Origin of the sequence: Uliginosibacterium sp. sgz301328 (genome assembly GCF_041807905.1) — a bacterium.
Lineage (GTDB): Bacteria > Pseudomonadota > Gammaproteobacteria > Burkholderiales > Rhodocyclaceae > JBGVSA01.
The window spans coordinates 55,154-77,610 of sequence record NZ_JBGVSA010000016.1; the positions used below are offsets into that span (position 1 = coordinate 55,154).

Below are 22,457 nucleotides of genomic sequence, written 5' to 3' on the forward strand. Positions count from 1 at the left end.
TCATCGTTCGTCGCGCGTGCGCAGCAGGTAGCCGACGCCACGCAAGGTGATGATGGCCGCCTGGCTGGGTTCGAGCTTGCGGCGCAGACGGTGGATGTAAAGATCGATGGCGTCGGCGCTGGCCGAGTCGTCGCCCATGCCGAAAAGGCTGTCGATGAGTGCCTGCTTCGGCACGGTGGTACCGACCTTGAGCATCATCGCTTCGAGCAGGGCGCGCTCGCGCGGCGGCAGCGGCAACGCCTGCCCGGCCAGTGAGAACTGCCGTGTATTGAGGTCGTAACGCAGGTCGCCGCACGCGATGTCGTTCGACTTTCCCGGCAGGCGGCGCCGCACGATGGCCTTGATGCGCGCTACCAGTTCGCGGCTCTCCACCGGCTTGACGATGTAATCGTCCGCACCGATTTCCAGGCACTGCACCTTCTGGTCGAGCGAATCGGAAGCGGTCAGCACGATCAACGGCGCGTCGTCGCCCCGCTCACGCAGGCGGCGCAGCACGCCCTTGCCGGTGAGACCGGGAATGTTCAGGTCGAGGAGCACAACTTCGTAGCGGGTCTGCCTCAGCAAGGTGTCGGCGGCGCCGCCGTCGGTCACGTGGTCCACTTCAAAGCCCTGCTCGCGCAGCAGGCTCACCAGCCACAGCGCCAGTTCGGCGCTGTCTTCAATCAGCAGGATTCTCATGTCGGTCTGTATTTGTGTAATGGCAGGCACTGCGATGGCGCCCGCACGGCAAGGGTAACGCGTCCCGCCGCCGCGAGCGAAGTTGCCCGCGCCGTATTGGGGAAATACATGAGTCACGATGCGCCGCAGCGAAAGCTCGATGAAAGGTTGCGCTTCCTAGACTGGCCTCGCATCAACAAGAATCCGCCGCCACGAAAGCTGCGGTCCCGCGCGGAGCCCCGCGCCCCATAGGAGACCACTCGTCATGCGTACGTTTCATCGTCACCTGATCGCCACCGCCGTGTGTGCAACGCTCGCCGGCACCGTTTCGATGGCGCAGGCAGCAGAGCCGATCACCATCATGGTCGGCGGCATAAACAAGATCATCTACCTGCCCGCCAAGCTGACCGAAGCGCTCGGCTACTTCAAGGACGAAGGACTCGACGTCGAGCTGCAATCGCAGCCAGCCGGCGTCGACGCCGAAAACCAGTTGATTGCCGGCGCCGTGCAGGGCGTGGTGGGTTTCTATGACCACACCATCGACCTGCAGAGCAAGGGCAAGGAAATCGAAGCCATCGCCGTGTTCTGCAAGGTGCCGGGCGAAGTCGAACTGGTGTCGACGCAGGCTGCGCCGACCTTCAAGACCATGGCCGACGCCAAGGGCAAGACGCTGGGCGTGACGGGCCTGGGTTCGTCGACCGACTTCCTGTCGCGCTACCTGGTGGAACGCCAGGGGGTGGCGTCCAAGGATTACTCGCTGCTGCCCGTGGGCGCCGGCGACACCTTCATCGCGGCGATGAAGCAGGACCGCATCCAGGCTGGCATGACGACCGAACCGACGGTGTCGGCCATGATCAAGCGCGGCGAAGCCAAGGTGCTGGTCGACATGCGCACCGAGCAAGGCACGCGCGCCGCGCTCGGCGGCCTGTACCCGGCGGCGAGCTTCTACGTGCAGAACAGTTGGGCCGAAACGCATAAGGACGAGGCCACGAAGCTGGCCCGCGCATTCGCCCGCACCATGGCCTACATCCACACGCACACCGCCGAGCAGATCGCCGACAAGATGCCCAAGGACTACTACGGCGGCGACAAGGCGCTGTACGTCCAGGCGCTGGACGCTTCGCTGCCGATGTTCACCGAAGACGGCAAGATGCCCGCCGGCGGCCCGGAAACCGTGCTGCAGGTGCTCGCCACGTACAAGCCGCAGGTCAAGAGCAAGAACATCGACCTGTCGAAGACCTACACCAACGCTTACGTAACGGCCGGGGCGAGCGTGGCAAAGGCGACCGCAAAATGACCCAGCCGGCAATCGAATTCCGCAACGTCTCGCTGCGCTTCATCGATGCGAAGGGCAACGCCACGGTGGCGCTGCGCAACTTCAACATGGCGGTGGCACGTGGCGAATTCGTTGCCATCGTTGGACCGACGGGCTGCGGCAAGTCGACCACGCTGAACATGGCGACCGGCTTGCTCAAGCCCACGGTGGGTGAAGTGCGCGTGATGGGCCAAAAGGTGGACGGCATCGATCCGCGCATCGGTTTCGTCTTCCAGGCCGATGCCGTATTCCCCTGGCGCACGGTGATCCAGAACGTGGCCGCAGGCCCCCTCTTCCGAGGCACGCCGAAGAAGGCGGCCATGGAGGAAGCCACCGACTGGGCGCAGCGCGTGGGACTGGGCAAGTTCCTCCACCACTATCCGCACCAGCTCTCCGGCGGAATGCGCAAGCGCGTGGCACTGGCGCAGACCTTCATCAACAAGCCGGAGATCCTGTTGATGGACGAGCCCTTCTCGGCGCTCGACATGCAGACGCGCACGCTCATGCAGGACGAGCTGCTCAAGCTGTGGTCGGGCACGGGAGGCTCGGTGGTGTTCGTCACGCACGATCTGGAAGAAGCCATTGCATTGGCTGACCGCGTGTTCGTGCTGTCGGCCCGCCCGGGCATGCTCAAGCGCGTGTATGACATCGACCTGCCACGCCCGCGCGTGATGTCCGAGGTGAGATACGACGAGCAGTTCATCGAGCTGTCGCGCCAGATCTGGGCCGACCTGCGCGAAGAAGCCGTGCTCGCCTGATGCCACATTTGCCGGGCGCACTGCGCGCCCGCAGCCCCAAATCGGAGTAGTCCCCATGACAGACTTTGCCCTGCCCGCCGCGCTCAGCGATGAAGCGCTGGCGCGCGAATCCGACATCGCCCGCGCACGCATCCAGCGGCGCAAGAACACCATCGTTGTGCTGCGCCTCGTGGTGCTGGCCGTCATCCTCGGCGGCTGGGAGATCGCCGCGCGCAACAAGTGGATCGATCCCTTTTTCTATTCGCAGCCCTCGCTGATCTGGAACCAGCTCGTCGAGTGGATGCGCGACGGCACCGCGCAGGGTTCGCTGTGGCGTCAGATCGGCGTCACGCTGGAAGAAACCGTGCTGGGCTTCCTGATCGGCTCGGTGGCCGGCGTGATCTGCGGGATCGTGCTCGGCCGCAACAAGCTGCTGTCGGATGTATTCAGCCTGTACATCCAGATCGCCAACTCGATTCCGCGCGTGGTGCTCGGTTCGATCTTCGTCATCGCGCTGGGCCTGGGCATGGCGTCCAAGGTGGCGCTGGCGGTGGTGATGGTGTTCTTCGTGGTGTTCGGCAACGCTTTCCAGGGCGTGCGCGAAGCCGACAAGTACATGATCGCCAACGCGCAGATCCTGGGCGCATCGCCCCGGCAACTGACGGTCTTCGTGGTCATTCCCTCGGCCATGTCGTGGATTCTGGCCAGCCTGCACGTGAGCTTCGGCTTTGCCCTGGTCGGCGCCGTGGTCGGCGAATTCCTCGGCGCCAAGGAAGGCATCGGCCTGCTGATCTCCACCGCGCAAGGCGCGTTCAATGCTAGCGGCGTGTTCGCAGCGATGATCGTGCTCGCCGTCGTGGCGCTCGCCGCCGCATGGCTGCTGACCGCCATCGAAAAGCGCGTCCTCAAGTGGCGCCCCGCCGCGTTCTGATTTACCAGCACCTCCGCTTCGGTTCGGCCCCCCGCTCTCCGGGGGCATTTTTTTGTGCGACCGCCAACAATCCGACGAACGGTCGGTTTGCAGTCAATAGTCGGTCGTCAGGCAAACACCACGGCGGCGCAACACATGCCGCAGCGCCAGTTTTTCTTCATGACGCGATTTGTTATCGGTCACTTTGTGGGCGCATGGTCACTTGTATAGGGCGGACGCCCTGTCGATGACATTCCCATAGTGCATTGCAGGAAATGCTTTACGGCGTGTGCGTTGCAACACGAAAAGGCTGACAACTGCCCGCCACACCAATTCGCCAATACCCGATGTGAATACGGCAACAACGTCAGTTGCCGCAAATACAGCGCCACGTAGATCATTGAATCGTAAGGATCATTCCGACAGACTGGCGCCGCTGGAAACGGTCACATTCAGACGACTGAGCAAACGGAATCGCTTGCATCCAGCCAGGACAATGCCAACACAGGAGACATTCCATGCGACTCAAACTCACCGCAGTTGCCGCCGGTCTGCTGTTCGCCGGTGCCCAAAGCGCCATGGCCGCCCAGACGGGCGGCTTTGCCACCACCGACGGCGGCAACGTCAGCGGCACCGTCTCGAAGACGGCCAGTTCGATGCAGCAGATCATCGACATCATCGCCGCTGCCCGGCTGGATTCGAGCGGCAACAAAGTGACCGGCGGCGCCTACCCGCTGATCATCACCTACACGGGCAACGAAGATTCACTCATCAACGCCGCAGCGGCGAACGTGTGCGGCCAATGGAGCAAGCCCGCGCGCGGCGTGGAGATCAAGGAGTTCACCAAGGGCATTACGATCATCGGTGCGAATGGTTCGTCGGCCAACTTCGGCATCTGGATCGTGAAGTCGACCAACGTGGTGGTGCGCAACATGAAGTTCGGCTACATGCCGGGCGGCGCCAGCGATGGCGACGCGATCCGCGTCGACACCTCGCCCAACGTGTGGATCGACCACAACGAGATCTTCGCCAAGAACTATGAGTGCTCGGGCACACCGGATGGGGACACCACCTTCGAAGGGGCCGTCGACATCAAGAAGGAATCGAACAACGTCACCGTTTCGTACAACTACATCCACGGCTACAAGAAGGTCGGGCTCGATGGGTCCAGCTCCAGCGACACCGGCCCGCGCAGCATCACCTACCACCACAATGTGTACGAAGACGTGAACGCCCGCCTGCCGCTGCAACGCGGCGGTTACGTACATGCCTACAACAACCTCTATTCGGGCATCACCGAGTCGGGCATCAATGTGCGCCAACTGGGCTACGCGCTCATCGAACGCAACTGGTTCGAAAACGCCGTCAATCCGGTGACGTCGCGCTACGACGGCTCCAACTTCGGCAAATGGGACCTGCGCAACAACAACGTGCTGAGCCCGTCGGACTTCTCCAAGTACAACATCACCTGGACGAGTGACTCGAAGGCTTATGTGAATGCTGACACCTGGACCACCACGGCGGTGTTCCCGATCAGCATTCCGTATTCATATTCGCCGGTGCAGGCGCAGTGCGTGAAGGACAAGCTGCGCCAGTACGCGGGCGTAGGCAAGAACCTGGCCGAACTGTCGGCATCCGCCTGCGGCAGCAGCAGTTCGTCGTCGAGCAGTTCTTCTTCGTCGTCGTCGACTTCATCGTCGAGCAGTTCAAGATCGTCGAGCAGCAGTTCGTCGAGCAGCTCGTCCTCGGGCGGCGGCGCTACGCCCCCGGTCCTGAGCGGCACAGGCGACTACCCGACCGGCTTCTCGAAGTGCGCGGACCTGGGCGGCACCTGCTCCGTGACCAAGGGCACCGGCTGGGTCGCGTTCGGTCGCAAGGGCAGTTGGGTGACCAAGTACGTGGGCGTGGGCAACAGCATCGCCTGCACCGTCGCCGCCTTCGGCAGCGACCCCAATGGCAACCCGAACAAGTGCTCGTACCAGCAGTGAGTCTTTCCTCGTAGCTGAAGTCAGCGGGCCTGCTGCGGCGTGCGGCAGGCCCGCTTTGCGCGTGGGGCGGATGACGCCTTGGCTGTTTCGTCCCGTCCGGGCGTCAGTACAGCACGCGGCAGCGGATAGTGTCCGGCACGGCGGCCAGTTCTTCCTGCGCGACCTCGCCCGCGGCGCGATCGACATCGATCACCACGTAGCCGACTTCGTCGTTCGTGCGCAGGTACTGCGCCGCGATGTTGATGCCTTTAGCCGAGAAGCGCTCGTTGACGTGCGCCATCACGCCGGGAACGTTGCGGTGGATGTGCAGCAGGCGCGAGCGGCCGGTGTGTTCGGGCAAGGCGACTTCCGGGAAGTTCACCGCCGACACGGTCGAACCATTGTTGCTGTAGCGGATGAGCTTGGCCGCGACTTCGCCGCCGATGTTCTCCTGCGCCTCTGCCGTGGAACCACCAATGTGCGGGGTCAGGATGACGTTGTCGAAACGCGTCAGCGGCGAGTCGAAAGTGGCGTCGTTACCCGTGGGCTCGACCGGGAACACATCGACCGCCGCCCCGCCGATGTGGCCGCTCTCCAGCGCCGCGACGAGGGCATCGATATCGACCACCGTGCCACGGGAAGCGTTGATGAGGTGGCTCGACGGTTTCATGCGCGCCAATTGCGGCGCGGCGATCATGTTGGCGGTTTCGGGCGTTTCCGGTACGTGCAGGGTCACCACGTCGGCCACGGCCAGCAGTTCGTCGAGCGATGCCGCCTGCCGTGCATTGCCCAGCGACAGGCGCGCTTCGATGTCGTGGAAGACCACCTGCATGCCGAGCTGCTCGGCCAGTACGCCGACCTGCATGCCGATGTGGCCATAGCCGACGATGCCCAGCGTCTTGCCGCGCACTTCAAACGAGCCGGCCGCGCTCTTCATCCACCCTCCGCGATGCAGCACCGCGTTCTTGGCTGGAATGCCGCGCATCAGCAGGACGATCTCGGCGATCACCAGTTCGGCCACGCTGCGCGTATTGGAAAACGGCGCGTTGAACACGGGCACGCCGTGCAGCATCGCAGCGTGCAGGTCCACCTGGTTGGTACCGATGCAGAAACACCCGACGGCGGTCAGCTTGGGCGCCTGCGCCAGCACGTCGGCGGTCAGGTGCGTGCGCGAGCGGATGCCCAGGAAATGCGCATCGTGGATCTGTTCGATGAGCGCATCGCCCGACAACGCCTTGGGCGAGGTCACGACGTTGGTGTAGCCATCGCGGCGCAGCGCCTGGACGGCACTGTCATGGATGCCTTCGAGAAGGACGAACTTGAGCTTGTCCTTGGGTACGGAAAGTTGGCCTGGCTGCATTTTTTCTCTCCATCGACGGACCTTGCATGAAAGCACGTCACGATGGTCATTGTCAGCCCATCGTCACGATGGAAACTTCGTATCGCCCCGCCCGCCTGGCCTAAAAGTTGCCGAACATGCTTCCCAGCACGATCACCACGGCCAGCGCCAGCAAGGCACTGAGTACCGCCACGATCACGATGTCGCGATAGCTCTGGCGGTGCGTGCAGCCGCACACCGTCAGCAAGGTAATCACAGCGCCGTTGTGCGGCAGGCTGTCGAGGGTGCCTGCGCCTATCACCGCCACGCGGTGCAGCAGCGCGGGGTCCATGCCGATTTCGGCCGCGCGCGCCATGTACGTCGAACCCAGCGCATCGAGCGCGATGGTCAGCCCGCCGGATGCAGAACCGGTGAGCGCGGCCAGGACGTTGGTCGCCGTCGCCAGCGACACCAGCGGCCCGCCACCGATGCCCAGCACCGCATCGCGCACGGCGGCGAACGCCGGCATGGCCGCCACCACCGCGCCGAAACCCACCAGACTCGCGACGCTCAAGGTCGGCAGCACCGAGGCATTCACGCCCGCGTCCATGGTGTCGCGCAGCGCCGGCAGGCGCCGGAAATGCAGCACCAGCACGACGACGATGGCACAGGCCAGCGCCGTCACCACCGACCACACGCCTCCTACGCCCGCAAGACTCGTGCTGCCCCAGCGCGCCTCGGCCAGAAAGTCCAGATCGAGCGACGGCAACACGATGAGCGACATGAGCATGTTCACGCCGACCACGACGACCAGCGGAAGCGCAGCGGTCAGTACCGGCGGCGCATCGGTCGTGGCTTCGCCCCGCGCGATCTCGCCCGGGTCGAACTCGCGCGCGGTGCTGGCGCGTTCGCGCATGAGCACGTCGTCGTCCGCCGCCGGGCCGGCCGGAGAATCGCTGCCGAATCCCTCGCCCGCCTTGCGCGCGGCGCGCTCGGCAACCCCCAGCCACCACATGCCGAAGCCGAGCATGATGGCGGCAGCGATGATGCCCAGCCCCGGTGCGGCGAAGGGTGTGGTGCCGAAGAACGGCATCGGGATGGCATTCTGGATCGCGGGCGTGCCGGGCAGCGCGGACATCGTAAAGGTGGACGTGCCCAGCGCGATGGCGGCCGGCATGAGCCGGCGTGGAATGTCGGCGCGGCGGAACAGGTCCTGTGCCATCGGCGCCAGCACGAAGAAGGCGACAAACAGGCTCACGCCGCCATAGGTGACGAGCGCGCCGGCCAGCACCACCGCCAGCATGGCGTGGCGGGGCCCGAGCCGACGGATCATGTAGTCGGCGATGACACGCACCGATCCGCTGTCTTCCATCAGCTTGCCGAACAGCGCGCCAAGCAGGAACAACGGGAAGAACTGCGCGAAGAACTGTGCCGCGCTGAGCATGAAGGTCTGCGTCCAGTGCGCGAGCAGCGGCTCGCCCCCGAACAACGCCACCACCAGCGCCGAGATCGGCGCCAGCAACAACACGCTCCATCCGCGATATGCCAGCCAGATGAGCAGGCCAAGCCCGACGAGAATACCGAGCAGTCCCATGCGATCCTCTTGCTATGACATTCAAACGCCTTGCAGCAGCGCGTCCAGATCGAGCGTCGAACGCTTGCCCAGATCCGCGCCATGCTCATCGAGAAACGTCTGCGCCGCCGCCCGACCCTGATCGCGCAACATGAGCAGGAAGTCCCATTCCGCATTCAGCTTGGTGGAATAGCCCAGTTCGAGCATGACGTCGCTCGCTATGCGATGGATGCGCATGCTGGCCCAGCGCGCGCCTTCGTCATGGGCGGCGTCGGCCACGCGGTGGAGCAGTGCCATCATGCGCAGTTCCTTGAGCAGCACGCCGTTGAACGACACCTCGTTGAGGCGGTTGAGGATGTCGCGGGCGGTGCGCGGCACGCCGGTGCGTTCGATCGGATTGATCTGCACGAGGATGGTGTCCATCGAATCGCATTCACGGATCAGCGGCGTCATCGTCGGGTTGCCGGCGTAGCCGCCATCCCAGTAGGCATCGCCGTCGATTTCGACGGCCTGGAACAACGTCGGCAGGCACGCCGAGGCAAGCAGTACGTCGACGCTCAATTGGTCCTGCCGGAACACCCTGCCCCGCCCCGTGCTCACGCTCGTTGCTGTCACGAACAGCTTGATCGGGCTGTCCGCCAGGCGGGCGAAGTCGACCTCGCTTTCCAGTATGTTCCGCAGCGGATTGCTGCCGAGCGGGTTGAGGTCGTAGGGTGAAAACACGCGGCTGAACAGATCGGCCGCGACGAAGAACGGCGAATGATCGAGTGTCCATCGCCCGAGCAGGACATCGAGCGGACTGCGCTTGAGAGGACTGAAGTGTGCCGCGCTCGACACGCGAAGCCAGAATCGCTCCAACGCCTCTCGTGCTCCGCTCACGCCGTCGAGCGTGTATCCGTGGGCCATGACGGCGGCATTCATTGCACCGGCCGACGTGCCGGATATGCCTTCGACCTTGAGCCACGGTTCCTGTATCAACCTGTCGAGCACGCCCCACGTGAAGGCGCCGTGCGCACCACCGCCCTGCAGCGCCAGATCGATCAACAGCGGCTCGCGTCGGCCGGCCCCGGCGTTGTTTTTCTTCTCCATGAATCGCGTATCCCGAGAGACTTGCCGATGAAAGATGTTCGTGGCGACGATTGCTGCACCACAACATAATCAATGTAGTCGGCGGGATCGCATGCTTCAAGGCGACACGCCTCGGATGCCGCCGCAGGTTGAAGGACGGCGCGCCCGGCGGACATGCCGGCGCGCCATCCCGAGCGCGAAGATCAGCCCCCGGCGGCAGGCTCGGCGGCGCGGTCGATGCCGCGTTGGCGGCGCATGTGCTGCACGACGCGCGGCATGATCAACAACACCGCCGCCACGCCGAGGAAGCTGGCCGACAGCGGCCGCGTGACGAAAGTGCTCCAGTCGCCCTGGCTGATGACAAGCGCTTGCCGCAGCGATTGCTCGAGCATCGGCCCCAGGATCATGCCCACGATCAGCGGCGCGACCGGGATGTCCAGCCGGCGCATGGCAAAGCCGAGTACGCCGAACACGAACAGCAGCCCGACATCGAACAGGGAATTGCTCGCGCCGTACACCGCCACCGTCGAAATCACCAGGATGCCGGCATACAGCCAGTGCGGCGGAATGCGCAGCAGCTTCACCCATACCCCCACCAGCGGCAGGTTGAGCGCCAGCAGGATGACGTTGCCGATGTACAGGCTGGCAATCAGCGTCCAGACCAGTTCCGCCTGAGTCGTGAACAACAGCGGACCGGGCTGGATGCCGTAGCTCTCGAACGCGGAGAGAATCACCGCTGCAGTCGCCGACGTCGGAATGCCAAGCGTGAGCAACGGCATCAGCACACCGGCCGCGGCGGCGTTGTTGGCGGCTTCCGGCCCGGCCACGCCTTCGATGGCGCCCTTGCCGAATTCCTCGGGATGCGACGAGAGTTTTTTCTCGGCGTAATAGGAAAGAAGCGTTGGCAGCTCCGCCCCGCCAGCCGGCAATGCACCGAATGGAAAGCCGATGCCCGCGCCGCGCAGCCAGCCCTTCCAGCTACGTCGCCAGTCCTCGCGCGAGAGCATGATGCGCCCGCTCATGCGCATCACCTCGCCTTCTGCCGCATGCCCCTGCCACGCGAGGAACAGTGCCTCGCCCACCGCGAACAGGCCGACCAGTACGACGGTCACTTCGATGCCGTCGAGCAGTTCGACGTTGCCGAAGGTGAAGCGCGGCTGGCCGGTCTGCAGATCGACACCGACGAAACCGAGCAGCAGGCCCACCGACAGCGCCAGCAGGCCGCGCAGCACCGAATTGCCGAGTACCGACGACACCGCGACCAATGACAGCACCATCAGCGCGGCATACTCGGCCGGCCCGAAAGCCAGTGCGATGTTGACGACGTAGGGCGAGAAAAAGGTGAGCGCGATGGTGCCGATGGTGCCGGCCACGAAGCTGCCGATGGCCGCCGTCGCCAGTGCCGGCCCCGCCCGGCCGCGCCGCGCCATGCGGTTGCCTTCGAGCGAAGTGACCACCGCCGACGATTCTCCCGGCGTGTTGAGCAGGATCGACGTGGTCGAGCCGCCATACATCGCGCCATAGAAGATGCCTGCGAACAGCACGAACATCGCCGCCGCCGGCACCTTGAAGGTCAGCGGCAGCAACAGCGCCACGGTCAGCGCCGGCCCGATCCCCGGCAACACGCCCACCAGCGTGCCGATGAAGCACCCGAGCACGCCGTAGATGAGGATGCCCGGGCTCAGCGCCGTCGAGAAGCCGTGCATGAGTGCGTCGAATGTACCCATGTGGAATGCTCCTTCAGAACAGGTGCAGGTAGGGGCCGAGGAACGGTCCCAACTGCACGCCGAGCAGCCGGTCGAACAGCGCCCACACGCACAGGACGAAGGCCAGCCCCACTCCGGCGTCGGCCAGCACGCGCCGGCTGTCGAAGGCTCGCGCGAACAGCACGAAAGCCACGCCGCATGCCAGCCCGATGCCGATGTACGGGATCAGCAGCAGCAGCGACAACAGTCCCGCCACCAGCCAGGCGGCGCGCTGGATGCCGCCTGTCCTGGGTTTTTCGTCCGGGTTGTCGACGACGTCCGGGCTGCGGCCCTTGTATGCCGCCTGCGTGAAGCCGACCGTCAGCAACAGGAAGAGTGCCGCCACCACACCCGGCATCAGGCGCGGTCCGAAGCCGTCGGCGTTGGGCGGCGAGTTGATGAGCGTGACCTGCGCCAGCGCGAGTACCGCCACCACGAACAAGGCGATGCCCGTGATGACGGCGAAGTAACGGGTATGGAGCGGATTCATGCCAGCCCCAATTCCTTCATCACCGTCTCGGTTTCGGTGACATCGGCGACGACTTCCTTGGCAAACGCATCGCCCGCGAGAAACACGTCGACCCACTTGCGCTGCTCGAGCAGATCCCTCCACGCCTGCGTGTCGTGCATCTTGGTAAAGAGATCGATCAGCGCCTGCCGTTGCTGCGCGCTGATGCCAGGCGCTCCGAACAGGCCGCGCCAGTTGGCCGCCGTGACGTTGGTGCCGAGCTCCTGCAGCGTCGGCACATCCACGCCGGGAATGCGCTTGTTGCCGGACACCGCCAGCGCGCGCATGCGACCGCCCTTGATCTGCTCGGCAAACTCCGAGTAGCCGGAAATGCCTGCCTGCACCTGACCGCCGATGATCGACGCCACCGCCGCACCGCCGCCCGCATAGGCCACGTACGCGGCATTCTTGGCGTTCGCCCCCAATGACCGCAGGATCATGCCCAGCAGCAGGTGGTCGGTGCCGCCCGCGCTGCCGCCTGCGACGCTCACGGCCTTGGGATTGGCCTTGAGCGCGGCGGCAAGATCCTGCCAGGTCTTGTAGGGACTGTTGGCCGGCACCGCGATGACGCTGGCCTCTTCGGTCAGGCGTACCAGCGGGACCACGTCCTTGATGGTCACCGGGCTCTTGTTCGCAATACCCGCACCCACCATCACCGAGCCGCCCACCATCACCGCGTTGGGCTTGCCCTTTTGTTGATTGACGAATTTGGGCAGGCCGACCATGCCGCCGGCGCCGCCGACGTTTTCGAATTGCACGGTGCCCACCAGCCCGGCCGCGCGGATCACCTGCTCGACAGCGCGCCCGGTACCGTCCCAGCCACCGCCGGGCGCAGCGGGGATGAACATGTAGATCGATTCGAACATCGGCGCTGCCCACAGGCTGCGCGGGATCATGCCGAGCACAGGGGCCGCGCCGGCAGCCAGAAGCAATTGACGACGCATCGCATTGGTGTTGTGGGTATTACGCATGGGTCTCTCCTCTGTTGGTCTTTCTTTGAACGAACTGCATCGCTACGACGTCACGTCAGGGATACGAACCACCCCGCGCGACGACATTGCTGCGATGTCCTCTTCTGCATAGCCCGAGCGCCGCAGCAGCGCTGCGGTATCTCGCCCCGCGGGCGGCAGATCGACGCGCGTGGCGAAGCGCCTGCCATCCATGCAGACCGGCAGACGGGGGACCTCGGCCGTCGCTCCGTCGGACAAGGTGATCGTGGTGAAGCCCTCGGATGCCGCCAGATGCGGATCGGCATAGAGATCCTGCGGGCGCGCGATGGGCGCGAATGGCAGACCCGCTTCATCGCACCGGCGCATGATCTCGTCCCTCGACAGGCGCCGCAGATGCTCGCGCACGAAGGGCATGAACTGGTCGCGCGCATGCACGCGCTGATTGTTGGTCGCCAGTCCCGCGTCGTCGGCGAGATGGCGCAGCCCGAATGCGGTGCAGAACGCCAGCCATTGCGCGTCGCTCACCGCGCCGACGAATACGCGTTCGTCATCTGCGGTTTCGAACACGTCGTACACCGCCCACGCCGACAGGCGCGTCGGCATCGGCTCGGCCGGCCGGCCCGTGACTGCGCCCTGCAACATGTGCTGCGCGACGAGGAATACGTTGTTCTCGAACAGCCCGGATTGCACGAGTTGCCCGCGCCCGGTGCGCGAACGTTCATTGAGCGCCGCGAGGACGGCGATTGCGCCGAACATGCCGCCCATCACGTCGTTGACCGACGCGCCTGCGCGCAAGGGGCGGCCCGGCGGTCCGGTCATGTAGGCCAGGCCGCCCATCATCTGTACGACTTCATCCAGCGCGGTGCGCTGTTCATACGGACCGGGGAGAAAGCCCTTGAGCGAGCAGTAGATCAGCCGCAGATTGCGTTCGCGCAGGGCTTCGTAGCCCAGGCCGAGGCGCGCCATCGCGCCGGGGCGGAAGTTCTCGATCAGTACGTCGGCATCGTCGATCAGGCGCAGTACCGCCGCGAGCCCTTCGACCGACTTGAGATCCACGGCGAGACTCAGCTTGTTGCGGTTGTACGTCGGCCAGTAGCCGGCGCCGGATCCGGTCAGGCGGCGCGTGCTGTCGCCTTCGACACCTTCGACCTTGATGACCTCCGCGCCCATGTCGGCGAGGATCAGGCCGCAGGCCGGTCCCATCACCATGTGGGCGAACTCGACGACGCGCAGGCCGGCCAGCGGCAGCGACGCCGTCGTCATGGGGCGCGTCCGTCCGCATAGACGAACCCGCGTGGCAAACCGGCATCCGGCACATGGCCGTATAAAGGTTCGCCCGGCAAGCCGTCGGCGATGAGGGCGCGCGCTTCGATCAGGCGTTGGATGTCGATGCCGGTGCGCAGGCCCATCGATTCGAGCAGAAAGACGAGGTCCTCGGTCACGATGTTGCCGGTGGCGCCCGGCGCGTAGGGACAGCCGCCGAGGCCACCTTGCGAGGCGTCGAAGGTCGTCACGCCGGCGTCGAGCGCAGCCACCACGTTGGCCAGCCCTTGCCCGCGCGTATTGTGCAGATGGGCCGCGCCCGCCTTGTCGCCCAGCGCCTCTCGCAGCCTTTTGAACATGCGGCGCACCTGCGTGGGCGACGCGTAGCCGGTGGTGTCGGACAGGCCGACGGCGTCGACGCCGGCCAGCGCAAGCTGTTCGGCCAGTCGCATGACGAAGTCTTCGTCGACCGCGCCTTGCATGGTGCAGCCGAAGGCGGTGGAGATACCCACTTCCACGCCAAACGCCGCATCGGCACGGAGTTCCTCTCGCCATTCGCATACCCGGCGCACTTCGGCGACGGCTTCCTCCGGCGTCTTGTTCAGGTTGGAAAGGCTGTGCGAGCGCGATGCCGACACCGGCAGCGTCACCTTGTGCACGCCCGCGCCCACGGCACGTTGCACGCCCTTGAGGTTGGGCGCCAGCGCCAGCACCGTGAGCCCGGCGATGCTGCTGGCATCGGCCACCACGGCTTCGGCGTCGGCCATCTGCGGCAGCAGCGCGGCCGGCACGAACGAGGCCACCTCGATCTCGCGCAGGCCGGTGGCGGCGAGGGCGCGTATCCACGCCAGCTTGGCCGCCGTCGGCATGGTCTGGCGCACGCTCTGCAAGCCATCGCGCGGACCCACTTCGCTGACGAGGATGTCGGGGGCGGGCATCATGCGGCTTTCTGCGGCAGCCATTCACGCGGGAAGTCCCCGCCCAGCGCGAGGGTCAGGTCGGCTGCCGCCTCGAGCAGCAACGCGACGAACTCTTCCACGCGGGTGTCCGTGAAGCGCTCGCGCGGACCAGACAGGGCGATCGCGCCGACCACGTGTCCATGCTCGCCGAAGACCACGGTCGATACCGACGCGGCGTCCGGATCGCGTTCGCCTCGCGTAGCGGCCCAGCCGCGTTCGCGGACGGATGCCAGCGTCGTCGGCGCATCGGCAGCGAAAGCGCTGAGCACGCGCCCCGCCGAGCCACGCCCCAGCGGCAGCCGGTCTCCTTCATGGAGCGCTATGCGTATCGAACGATCGGGTTCGATCCGGCGCAGGCACAGTCGTGCATCGCCATCCGGAACGAAGAGCGAAGCCGTCTCGCCGCTGGCCCGGCAGAGTCGCCGCAGTACAGGAAGCAATACGTCATCGAGCTGGAAGCTTCGCTGGTAGGCACGCGCAAGCTGCATGACCTGCGAGCCCGCTCCGTAACGACCGTCGCCATGCTGGCGGACGTAACCGGCGCGGATGAGCGACGCCAACAGGCGCAGGATGGTGCTCTTGTAGAGTCCGCTCGCACGCGCCAGCTCGGCCAGGCTGAGCGTACCCTCGGCGGCGGCGAACACCGCCAGCAACGAAAACGCGCGGTCGACGGCGGCTACGCCGCCTGCTCTCTGTGGACGCTGTTCCATGGGATAGAACGCTGTTCTGTTTATCTGTCTGGACTCAGCTTAGGTGGCGCTGGCGCGTCCGAAACAGGGACAAACCCTGAGTCGTCGTTCCAGCCGCCGCACGAAAAAAAACCGGCGCACACGGCGCCGGCTTGTTTTGTGTTCGAGAACTGATCGATCAGTTCTTGGTGAGTTCGACGAACTCCATGTCTTCGTAGCGGATGAGTCGCGTCTTGTGCTTGATGCGGTAGCCGATCCAGATCACGAGGAACAACGGAATGCCAACGTACGCGCCAATGAAGTCGGCCCATTCAAAGCCGTTATGCATGACGAATGGCGTGCCATGCACGAGTGACGCCCACAGGCCGGAAATGATCTCCCAAGCGTCCTCGTAGCGCTGGCCGAGCATGATGATCAGGCACAGCGCAAAGGCGAACAGCGGCCCGAAGGGGAACAGCTTGGCGCGATACGGCAGGTCTTCCAGGTGATTGCCTTTGAGCACGTAGCCCTTGCGAAAGCGATAGTGGCTCACGGCGATGCCAAGCCAGGCGATGAAACCCGTCATGCCGGACATGCCGACCAGCCAGAAGAACACCAGCTTTTCGCTGAAAACGGCGGTCAGAAAGCACAGCATCGCAACCACCGTGGTGGCATACAGCGCATTGCGCGGCACACCGTTCTTCGACAGCTTGGCGAACATCTTGGGCGCCTTGCCTTCGCAGGCCATGGCAAACAGCATGCGCGTGGAGGCGTACATGCCGGAGTTGCCCGCGGACAGCACGGAAGTCAGGATGACGGCGTTGAGCACCGCCGCACCGAATGCCAGCCCGGCGCGTTCGAAGACGATGGCGAACGGGCTCATGGCGATGTTCTCTTCGCTGCTGCTGAGCAGGTTCGGATCGGTATAGGGAATCAGCAGGCCGATGATGAGGATGGCCAGCACATAGAACAGCAGGATCCGCCAGAACACCTGCTTGACGGCCTTGGGCACGTTCTGGCGCGGGTTCTCGGATTCGCCGGCGGCGATGCCGATGAGCTCCGTGCCCTGGAACGAGAAACCCACCACGATGGCCACGCCGATCAGCGCGGGCATGCCGCCCACGAAGGGAGCGTCTCCGACGGTGAAGTTATGCAGGCCGCCTTGTTCGCCGCCGTGCATGATGCCGAAGATCATCAGCGTGCCGACGGCGATGAAGAACACGACCGCCAGCACCTTGATCAGCGCGAACCAGTATTCGCCTTCGCCAAATCCGCGGACCGAGATGTAATTGAGCAGGAAGATGATGGCAAGGAAGATCGCTGCCCACCAGAAGCCCGGAACGTTTGGAAACCAGTAGTGCATGATGATCTGGAGTGTGGTCAGGTCGACCGCCACCGTCACCGCCCAGTTGTACCAGTAGTTCCAGCCCAGTGCGAAGCCGAAGCCCGGCTCCACGTAGTGCGCACCGTAAGTCGAGAATGAGCCGGGCACGGGCATGAACGCCGCGAGTTCGCCCAGGCTGGTCATCAGGAAGTACACCATCACGCCGACCAGCAGGTAGGCCAGCAGCGCACCGCCCGGGCCGGCTGTCGCCACCGTGGCGCCTGACGCCACGAAGAGGCCGGTGCCGATCGCGCCGCCAATGGCGATCATCGTGAGGTGGCGCGCTTTGAGTTCTCGTTTGAGGTGCGGCTGGCCGTTGGCGTCGGAAGTAATCTGCATGAGCTGGCTCGGTTGTCTGGCACTGGCTAAGTGAACGCGTGGATCCCTCACGCGGGGGTGCCCGTTTCCTGCCGGACGGGCCCAACGGCTGCACAAAATGGCGGCCGATCCTACTTGAAAAAAGTCTCAGGAAACGCGTCGGAAAACCCTCCCGTTGCTCCAGATCAAATCGCCCCGGGCCGGCACAGTCTCACGCGCGCGAGACCCCGCGCGCGTACGCCAACCGGATTTTTCGAGCGGCGACATTTTCGCGTAGCGCTCGCAATGTGCCGAGGAAATTGACGAACGGCAAGAAAATGCGTGCAACCTCCCTGCCCAAAAGGGGACTGATCTTTGCGATTTGCCCTAGGGTGGGGAAAGCTTGATACAGGCCCATCCGACATTCACTCGGACAGGCGAACATACCGATTCGCACCCCGACTTCTATTTTTCTCAGGCTACGGCTATCAGGGAGGAAACATGACTGAGAACGTCGTGGACACGATCATTCGCGCAATGCAGGCCCAGGCCGACGCGTACGATGAAGTCTTCATGTTCAACCAGGCTCGCGAAATCCGCGAACAGATTGCCTGGCTCAGACGCACCCGGCCACTCGAACACGAATCGGCACCGGCGTCCTGATCGGCGCCTCGCGGATGTATTCCGCGGGCGGAACACCGCTGTATACAACTCCACAACCGAGTATCCCCGCAGCATCGGCATAGCCTTCCAGGCTTGCTCACATCCAGCAGTCGCCAGTCCCCCTGAACCGCCGCAATCGCACAGTCTGGCAATTCGCTCGTCGGGATCGAACGCGTCGTCACGCCAGGCCGGCTAGAATCGCGCCCGGCGCCGAGCCGTCGGCCCTTCCTTTGGCGTCCCCCCTGCCGCCTTGCGGCTCCGTCGCGCTTCGCGAGGCCGGGCGGAAACTGGCGCGTCTTTCGCTTAGGGGAATCCACCGCCCGCGCGCCTGCTATGTTTAGCGTAGCGAGAAAGACATAACATGCATTTGCCCCCCAACCCCAAGGCCGTACTCATCGACCTGGCTGGCGTCCTGCACGTCGGCGACGAGGCCATCGCCGGCGCGATTCCAGCTCTGCGCGCGTTGCGCGCCACCGGACGCGGGCTGCGATTCCTGACCAATACCACCCGCACGCCGCGCAGCACGCTGGTGCAACGCTTGCGCGCCATAGGCTTCGAAATCGAGGACGACGAGGTGCTGACCGCGCCCATGGCGGCACGCGACTACGTACGGTCGCACGGGCTCGCGCCGCATTGGCTGGTACATCCCGATATCGCGCCCGATCTTGGCGCCTCCTCGCCCAATCCGACTGCTGTGGTGATGGGCGATGCGGGCCCGTATTTCACCTTCGAGGCAATGAATACCGCCTTTCGATTGCTGGCTTCGGGCTTGCCGCTGATCGCCATGGCGCGCAATCGGTACTTCCGCGAAACCGATGGGCTGACGCTGGACATGGGCGCCTACGTGGCGGGCCTGGAGTTTGCGGCGGGGGTCACCGCCACCGTCGTGGGCAAGCCGGCGCAGGCGTATTTCGAGGCAGCGCTGTCATCGCTCGGCGTCGCGCCGCATGAAGCAGTCATGATCGGCGACGACGTGACCGACGATATCGGCGGCGCTCAGGCTGCAGGTATTGCCGGCATTCTGGTGCGCACGGGCAAGTTCCGCCCGCAGGATGAGCACCATGATGTGATCACGCCCGCAGCGGTGGAGGATGATTTCGCGGCAGCCATCATTCCTTTTCTTTAGCCCACAGGAGCGGATCGGAGACTTCAAAGCGAAAAAGCATTTCAGCCCCGACGCGACATTCCGTTATTGAAAGCATGCGCCACGCAACCCGCCTCGCCCTGATTGCTGCCGCCTATTCAGTCACAGGCCTCCTGTCGCTGCAGATCGCGGCCCCACCAGGCTACGTGGCCCCCATTTTTCCGCCGGCCGGCATCGCGCTGGCGGCCATGCTGATCTATGGCGCGCGGGTATGGCCGGCGATCCTGGTCGGCTCGGCCATCGTGCAGATTCTGGCGGGTACCGACGCCGGCCTCCACGGGCGGGGTTGGATGGGGCCTGTGTTCGTGCCGATCGCGGCGGTGGCCGCCAGCCTGTTCGGCACCTGGCTCACGCATCGGCTGATCCGGCTACCCGATCCACTCGATTCCCAGCGGTCGATCCTGCGCTTTCTATTGCTGGTGGCGCCCGCCACCGCAGCGATCTCGACCGCCCTTGCCGTGCCGGCGTTGCTGGCGAGCGGATCGCTCGCGCTCTCCGATGGTTCATTCACTGCCTGGAGCTGGTGGATCGGCGATGCGTCCGGCATCGTCATTGGCGTGCCGCTGACGTTTGCCTTCTTCGGCCAGCCGCGCCACGACTGGCGGCCGCGCGTATTCAGCATCGCCATACCGGTGCTGGTGGCGTCAGCCGTTCTGGCGGTGGTGTTCGTGCAGATACGCAACTGGGAGAGCGACCGTCTGACCGTGCAGTTCAACCGCGATGCCGAGAATCTCGCCAACGTGCTCGAACGGCGCATGGCCGCCCAGCTCGACATGCTGCTGGCGTTCGAACGGTTGATGACCGTGAGTGAATTCGTCACGCGAGAGGAATGGCGCGGCTTTGCCATGCCTTGGCTGCGACGCTATCCCGGCACACAGAACTTCGGATGGGCGCCCCTGGTGACCCATGACCGCCGCGACGCGTTCGAAGCTGAGATCCGGGCGCACGACCGTGCCGATTTCCGTATCACTGCCCGCGATGAATCGGGCGCCACTTTCGAGGCACCGCCGGCCGATCAGTACATGCCGTTGCTCTACATCGAGCCGATCGAGACCAACGCCGCCGCGCTCGGCCTGAACGTCCTCTACCTGCCCGCCACCGCCAATGCCATTGCCGCCGCCATTGAAAGCGGGGAGCCACGGGCCACGGAAGCCATCCACCTGGTGCAGGAACGCGGCAGCCAGCGTGGTGTGGTGATTTACTTCCCGGTATACGGCGACCTGAACCACGATGGCCGTCCGGACGTGCGCGGCGTGGTCTCCGGCGTCTTCCGCATGGCGGACACGGTGGAAGCCGTCATCGACCCTGCGGCAGCCAACATCGACGTATGCCTCATCGATGCCAGCGCCGCGCCCGAGAACCGCCTGCTCTACGGCAAGGATGATTGCCTGTCCCCCGCGTGGAACGCGCACGGCCTCATGACGGTGATTCCGGTGACCCTTGCCGGACGCGACTGGCGTATCGAAATGCGGGCGACGCCAGCCTACCTGGCCAATGCGCGCACGTGGACCGTGTGGACCACGCTGGCGGTCGGGCTGTGCATGGTCGGGATGCTGGCCGCCTTCCTGCTGGCCGTCACCGGACACACGCGACGCATCGAAGAACAGGTGGCGCAGCGCACGACGGAACTCGCCCGCGCGACCGAGCGACTCAGCGCGCAACAGACGGCCCTGATGCAAGCGCAGCGGATGGCGCGCATGGGCAGTTGGGAACTGACGCCCAATGGCACTTTCGTGTGCTCCGAACAGTTGCGCCAGATTCTGGAACTGCCCGACGACGGCACGCTGACATGGGAGGACGTGCTCGACAGCTTCAAAGGCGAGCAACGACTGCAACTGGCCAAGGCTCTCGATCAGGCGCGCGCCCATCAGGCCGCCGAACCGTTTGACTGCAATCGACGTTCGCGCGACGGCCGCGCCCAGGTGTTGCTGTGCCAGGTCGAAGGCGAGTGGAGCGGCAATTCACTGATCAAGCTGCGCGGCACCATGCAGGACGTGACCGAAGCGCGCGAGGCCGATGCGCACATCCACTTCCTTGCGCGGTTCGATGCACTCACGGGCCTGCCCAACCGCATGCACTGGATCGAGCGCACGCGCGCAACGCTGGCCTCGGCCACGAGGCACGAGGACCATGCCGCGGTGCTGTTCCTCGACCTGGATCACTTCAAGACGGTGAACGACTCGCTCGGTCACCCGACCGGAGACAGGCTTCTGACGGCCGTCGCCAAGCGACTCGCCCCCTGCCTGCGCAACGAGGATCTGCTGGGTCGTCTGGGCGGCGATGAGTTCGTCATCCTGCTGCCTCGCCTGGCCAGCCCCGACGATGCCGGCCGCGTGGCAGAGAAGCTCCTCGACCACCTCAACCAGCCGTTGCTGATCGAACAACACGAACTGTCGGCCTCGGCCAGCATCGGCATCGCCGTGTTCCCGGGCGACGGCACCGACGTCGACACGCTGCTCAAGAACGCCGACGTCGCGATGTACGGCGCCAAGCAAAGCGGGCGCAATCGCTACCAGTATTTCGTGCCGGAGATGAATGAGCGCGCCAACGAACGCCTGCGTCTGGAAGGCGCATTGCGGCACGCCATCGAGCGCAACGAACTGACCTTGCACTTCCAGCCGCAGTGGGACGTCGCCAGTGCCAGCGTGCGCAGTTGCGAGGCGCTGGTGCGTTGGCAGCATCCACAGCGCGGTCAGATGCTGCCGATGCTGTTCATCCCGCTCGCCGAGGAATCCGGGCTCATCCACCCTCTTGGCGAGTGGATTCTCACGCGGGCCTGCGAGCAACAGGTGAAATGGGCGCGCACCGGCCATGACCTGACGGTGGCGGTGAACATTTCTGCGCTGCAGTTCCAGCAGGCCGACTTCGCCGATCGTGTGGCCCGCATCATCGGGCAGACGGGCATCGTGCCGAACCGGCTTGAGCTCGAATTGACCGAGAGTGCGGTCATGGCACCAGGCGACGATCTCATCGCGCGCATGAACCGCGTCGGCGCACTCGGCGTGCGCCTCGCCCTGGATGACTTCGGCACGGGGTATTCGAGCCTCGCCTACCTCAGGCGGCTGCCCATCCATCGACTGAAGATCGATCGCTCTTTCGTGCAGGACCTGCCGGGGGACACCGAGGATGCTGCCATCGCGTCAGCCACGCTGTCGCTGGCACGCGATCTGGGCATGACGGTCGTCGCAGAAGGCGTGGAGACGGCAGCGCAACGCGATTTTCTCGCCGCGCGCGGATGCCATGTGCTGCAGGGCTACTTTATCTCGCGTCCGCTAACCGCCGACGCGCTCGACGACTGGCTCACGCGGACGGCGCAAAACGCCTGACAGCC

At 64.9% G+C, this 22,457-nt stretch carries 18 protein-coding genes; 7 read left to right on the plus strand and 11 right to left on the minus strand.

Translation table 11 applies throughout. The features are described 5' to 3' along the window. Positions 1-678, minus strand: a complete 678-nt coding sequence (locus ACDA63_RS13280; protein ID WP_373663737.1) for a response regulator transcription factor — start codon at positions 676-678, stop codon at positions 1-3. Between the two features lie 244 nt (positions 679-922). Between ACDA63_RS13280 and ACDA63_RS13285 the strand changes: the two genes are divergently transcribed. From ACDA63_RS13285 to ACDA63_RS13300, 4 genes are all read left to right on the plus strand, one after another. Continuing rightward, positions 923-1,954 (plus strand): ABC transporter substrate-binding protein, encoded by a 1,032-nt coding sequence (locus ACDA63_RS13285; RefSeq protein ID WP_373663738.1) that lies wholly within the window; start codon positions 923-925, stop codon positions 1,952-1,954. After that, positions 1,951-2,730, plus strand: a complete 780-nt coding sequence (locus tag ACDA63_RS13290; RefSeq protein WP_373663739.1) for an ABC transporter ATP-binding protein — start codon at positions 1,951-1,953, stop codon at positions 2,728-2,730. Before ACDA63_RS13285 ends, ACDA63_RS13290 begins: the two co-directional genes overlap by 4 nt. A gap of 55 nt (positions 2,731-2,785) precedes the next feature. Beyond that, positions 2,786-3,640 (plus strand): ABC transporter permease, encoded by an 855-nt coding sequence (locus tag ACDA63_RS13295; RefSeq protein WP_373663740.1) that lies wholly within the window; start codon positions 2,786-2,788, stop codon positions 3,638-3,640. Positions 3,641-4,137: 497 nt separating this feature from the next. Further along, a complete protein-coding gene (locus tag ACDA63_RS13300) occupies positions 4,138-5,607 on the plus strand; it encodes a polysaccharide lyase (protein ID WP_373663741.1) in 1,470 nt (489 codons plus the stop codon). 103 nt (positions 5,608-5,710) lie between these two features. On the opposite strand, the gene serA is transcribed toward ACDA63_RS13300, so the two are convergent. The 10 genes from serA to ACDA63_RS13350 form a co-directional block, all read right to left on the minus strand. Further along, positions 5,711-6,946 carry a phosphoglycerate dehydrogenase gene (gene serA, locus ACDA63_RS13305; RefSeq protein ID WP_373663742.1) on the minus strand — a complete coding sequence of 412 codons (1,236 nt, stop codon included), beginning with the start codon at positions 6,944-6,946 and terminating at the stop codon, positions 5,711-5,713. A 100-nt stretch (positions 6,947-7,046) separates the two neighbouring features. Beyond that, positions 7,047-8,498: a GntP family permease gene (locus tag ACDA63_RS13310; RefSeq protein WP_373663743.1), complete on the minus strand. Its 1,452-nt coding sequence runs from the start codon at positions 8,496-8,498 to the stop codon at positions 7,047-7,049. 21 nt (positions 8,499-8,519) lie between these two features. Next, positions 8,520-9,566, minus strand: a complete 1,047-nt coding sequence (locus ACDA63_RS13315) for a patatin-like phospholipase family protein (protein ID WP_373663744.1) — start codon at positions 9,564-9,566, stop codon at positions 8,520-8,522. A 182-nt stretch (positions 9,567-9,748) separates the two neighbouring features. Beyond that, positions 9,749-11,272 (minus strand): tripartite tricarboxylate transporter permease, encoded by a 1,524-nt coding sequence (locus ACDA63_RS13320; protein ID WP_373663745.1) that lies wholly within the window; start codon positions 11,270-11,272, stop codon positions 9,749-9,751. Between the two features lie 13 nt (positions 11,273-11,285). Further along, complete coding sequence (locus ACDA63_RS13325) at positions 11,286-11,780, minus strand: tripartite tricarboxylate transporter TctB family protein (RefSeq protein WP_373663746.1); 495 nt, start codon at positions 11,778-11,780, stop codon at positions 11,286-11,288. Next, a complete protein-coding gene (locus tag ACDA63_RS13330) occupies positions 11,777-12,769 on the minus strand; it encodes a Bug family tripartite tricarboxylate transporter substrate binding protein (protein WP_373663747.1) in 993 nt (330 codons plus the stop codon). The genes ACDA63_RS13325 and ACDA63_RS13330 overlap by 4 nt, the downstream gene beginning before the upstream one ends. Before the next feature lie 42 nt (positions 12,770-12,811). After that, a complete protein-coding gene (locus ACDA63_RS13335; protein WP_373663748.1) occupies positions 12,812-14,011 on the minus strand; it encodes a CaiB/BaiF CoA transferase family protein in 1,200 nt (399 codons plus the stop codon). After that, positions 14,008-14,952 carry a hydroxymethylglutaryl-CoA lyase gene (locus ACDA63_RS13340; RefSeq protein WP_373663749.1) on the minus strand — a complete coding sequence of 315 codons (945 nt, stop codon included), beginning with the start codon at positions 14,950-14,952 and terminating at the stop codon, positions 14,008-14,010. The genes ACDA63_RS13335 and ACDA63_RS13340 overlap by 4 nt, the downstream gene beginning before the upstream one ends. Continuing rightward, entirely contained in the window at positions 14,949-15,680 is a 732-nt protein-coding gene (locus ACDA63_RS13345) for an IclR family transcriptional regulator (RefSeq protein ID WP_373663750.1), read from the minus strand. Before ACDA63_RS13345 ends, ACDA63_RS13340 begins: the two co-directional genes overlap by 4 nt. A 157-nt stretch (positions 15,681-15,837) precedes the next feature. Continuing rightward, on the minus strand, positions 15,838-17,361 hold the full coding sequence (locus tag ACDA63_RS13350) for an amino acid permease (RefSeq protein ID WP_373663751.1): 1,524 nt from the start codon (positions 17,359-17,361) through the stop codon (positions 15,838-15,840). A 459-nt stretch (positions 17,362-17,820) separates the two neighbouring features. On the opposite strand from ACDA63_RS13350, the gene ACDA63_RS13355 reads away from it, so the two are divergent. From ACDA63_RS13355 to ACDA63_RS13365, 3 genes are all read left to right on the plus strand, one after another. Next, a complete protein-coding gene (locus ACDA63_RS13355; RefSeq protein ID WP_373663752.1) occupies positions 17,821-17,982 on the plus strand; it encodes a hypothetical protein in 162 nt (53 codons plus the stop codon). Positions 17,983-18,343: 361 nt separating this feature from the next. Then, on the plus strand, positions 18,344-19,108 hold the full coding sequence (locus ACDA63_RS13360) for a TIGR01458 family HAD-type hydrolase (RefSeq protein WP_373663753.1): 765 nt from the start codon (positions 18,344-18,346) through the stop codon (positions 19,106-19,108). 74 nt (positions 19,109-19,182) lie between these two features. Next, positions 19,183-22,452 carry an EAL domain-containing protein gene (locus ACDA63_RS13365; protein WP_373663754.1) on the plus strand — a complete coding sequence of 1,090 codons (3,270 nt, stop codon included), beginning with the start codon at positions 19,183-19,185 and terminating at the stop codon, positions 22,450-22,452. Positions 22,453-22,457: the final 5 nt, after the last annotated feature.

What these genes read in the sequence shown, in the direction of transcription:
- ACDA63_RS13290 (WP_373663739.1), top strand. Translation starts at nt 1,951, where the DNA reads ATGACCCAGCCGGCAATCGAATTCCGCAACGTCTCGCTGCGCTTCATC.
- ACDA63_RS13300 (WP_373663741.1), top strand. Translation starts at nt 4,138, where the DNA reads ATGCGACTCAAACTCACCGCAGTTGCCGCCGGTCTGCTGTTCGCCGGT.
- ACDA63_RS13325 (WP_373663746.1), bottom strand. Translation starts at nt 11,780, where the DNA reads ATGAATCCGCTCCATACCCGTTACTTCGCCGTCATCACGGGCATCGCC.
- ACDA63_RS13320 (WP_373663745.1), bottom strand. Translation starts at nt 11,272, where the DNA reads ATGGGTACATTCGACGCACTCATGCACGGCTTCTCGACGGCGCTGAGC.
- ACDA63_RS13365 (WP_373663754.1), top strand. Translation starts at nt 19,183, where the DNA reads ATGCGCCACGCAACCCGCCTCGCCCTGATTGCTGCCGCCTATTCAGTC.
- ACDA63_RS13310 (WP_373663743.1), bottom strand. Translation starts at nt 8,498, where the DNA reads ATGGGACTGCTCGGTATTCTCGTCGGGCTTGGCCTGCTCATCTGGCTG.
- ACDA63_RS13355 (WP_373663752.1), top strand. Translation starts at nt 17,821, where the DNA reads ATGACTGAGAACGTCGTGGACACGATCATTCGCGCAATGCAGGCCCAG.
- ACDA63_RS13280 (WP_373663737.1), bottom strand. Translation starts at nt 678, where the DNA reads ATGAGAATCCTGCTGATTGAAGACAGCGCCGAACTGGCGCTGTGGCTG.
- ACDA63_RS13330 (WP_373663747.1), bottom strand. Translation starts at nt 12,769, where the DNA reads ATGCGTAATACCCACAACACCAATGCGATGCGTCGTCAATTGCTTCTG.
- ACDA63_RS13285 (WP_373663738.1), top strand. Translation starts at nt 923, where the DNA reads ATGCGTACGTTTCATCGTCACCTGATCGCCACCGCCGTGTGTGCAACG.
- ACDA63_RS13335 (WP_373663748.1), bottom strand. Translation starts at nt 14,011, where the DNA reads ATGACGACGGCGTCGCTGCCGCTGGCCGGCCTGCGCGTCGTCGAGTTC.
- ACDA63_RS13295 (WP_373663740.1), top strand. Translation starts at nt 2,786, where the DNA reads ATGACAGACTTTGCCCTGCCCGCCGCGCTCAGCGATGAAGCGCTGGCG.
- ACDA63_RS13360 (WP_373663753.1), top strand. Translation starts at nt 18,344, where the DNA reads ATGCATTTGCCCCCCAACCCCAAGGCCGTACTCATCGACCTGGCTGGC.
- ACDA63_RS13345 (WP_373663750.1), bottom strand. Translation starts at nt 15,680, where the DNA reads ATGGAACAGCGTCCACAGAGAGCAGGCGGCGTAGCCGCCGTCGACCGC.
- ACDA63_RS13350 (WP_373663751.1), bottom strand. Translation starts at nt 17,361, where the DNA reads ATGCAGATTACTTCCGACGCCAACGGCCAGCCGCACCTCAAACGAGAA.
- ACDA63_RS13340 (WP_373663749.1), bottom strand. Translation starts at nt 14,952, where the DNA reads ATGATGCCCGCCCCCGACATCCTCGTCAGCGAAGTGGGTCCGCGCGAT.
- ACDA63_RS13315 (WP_373663744.1), bottom strand. Translation starts at nt 9,566, where the DNA reads ATGGAGAAGAAAAACAACGCCGGGGCCGGCCGACGCGAGCCGCTGTTG.
- serA (WP_373663742.1), bottom strand. Translation starts at nt 6,946, where the DNA reads ATGCAGCCAGGCCAACTTTCCGTACCCAAGGACAAGCTCAAGTTCGTC.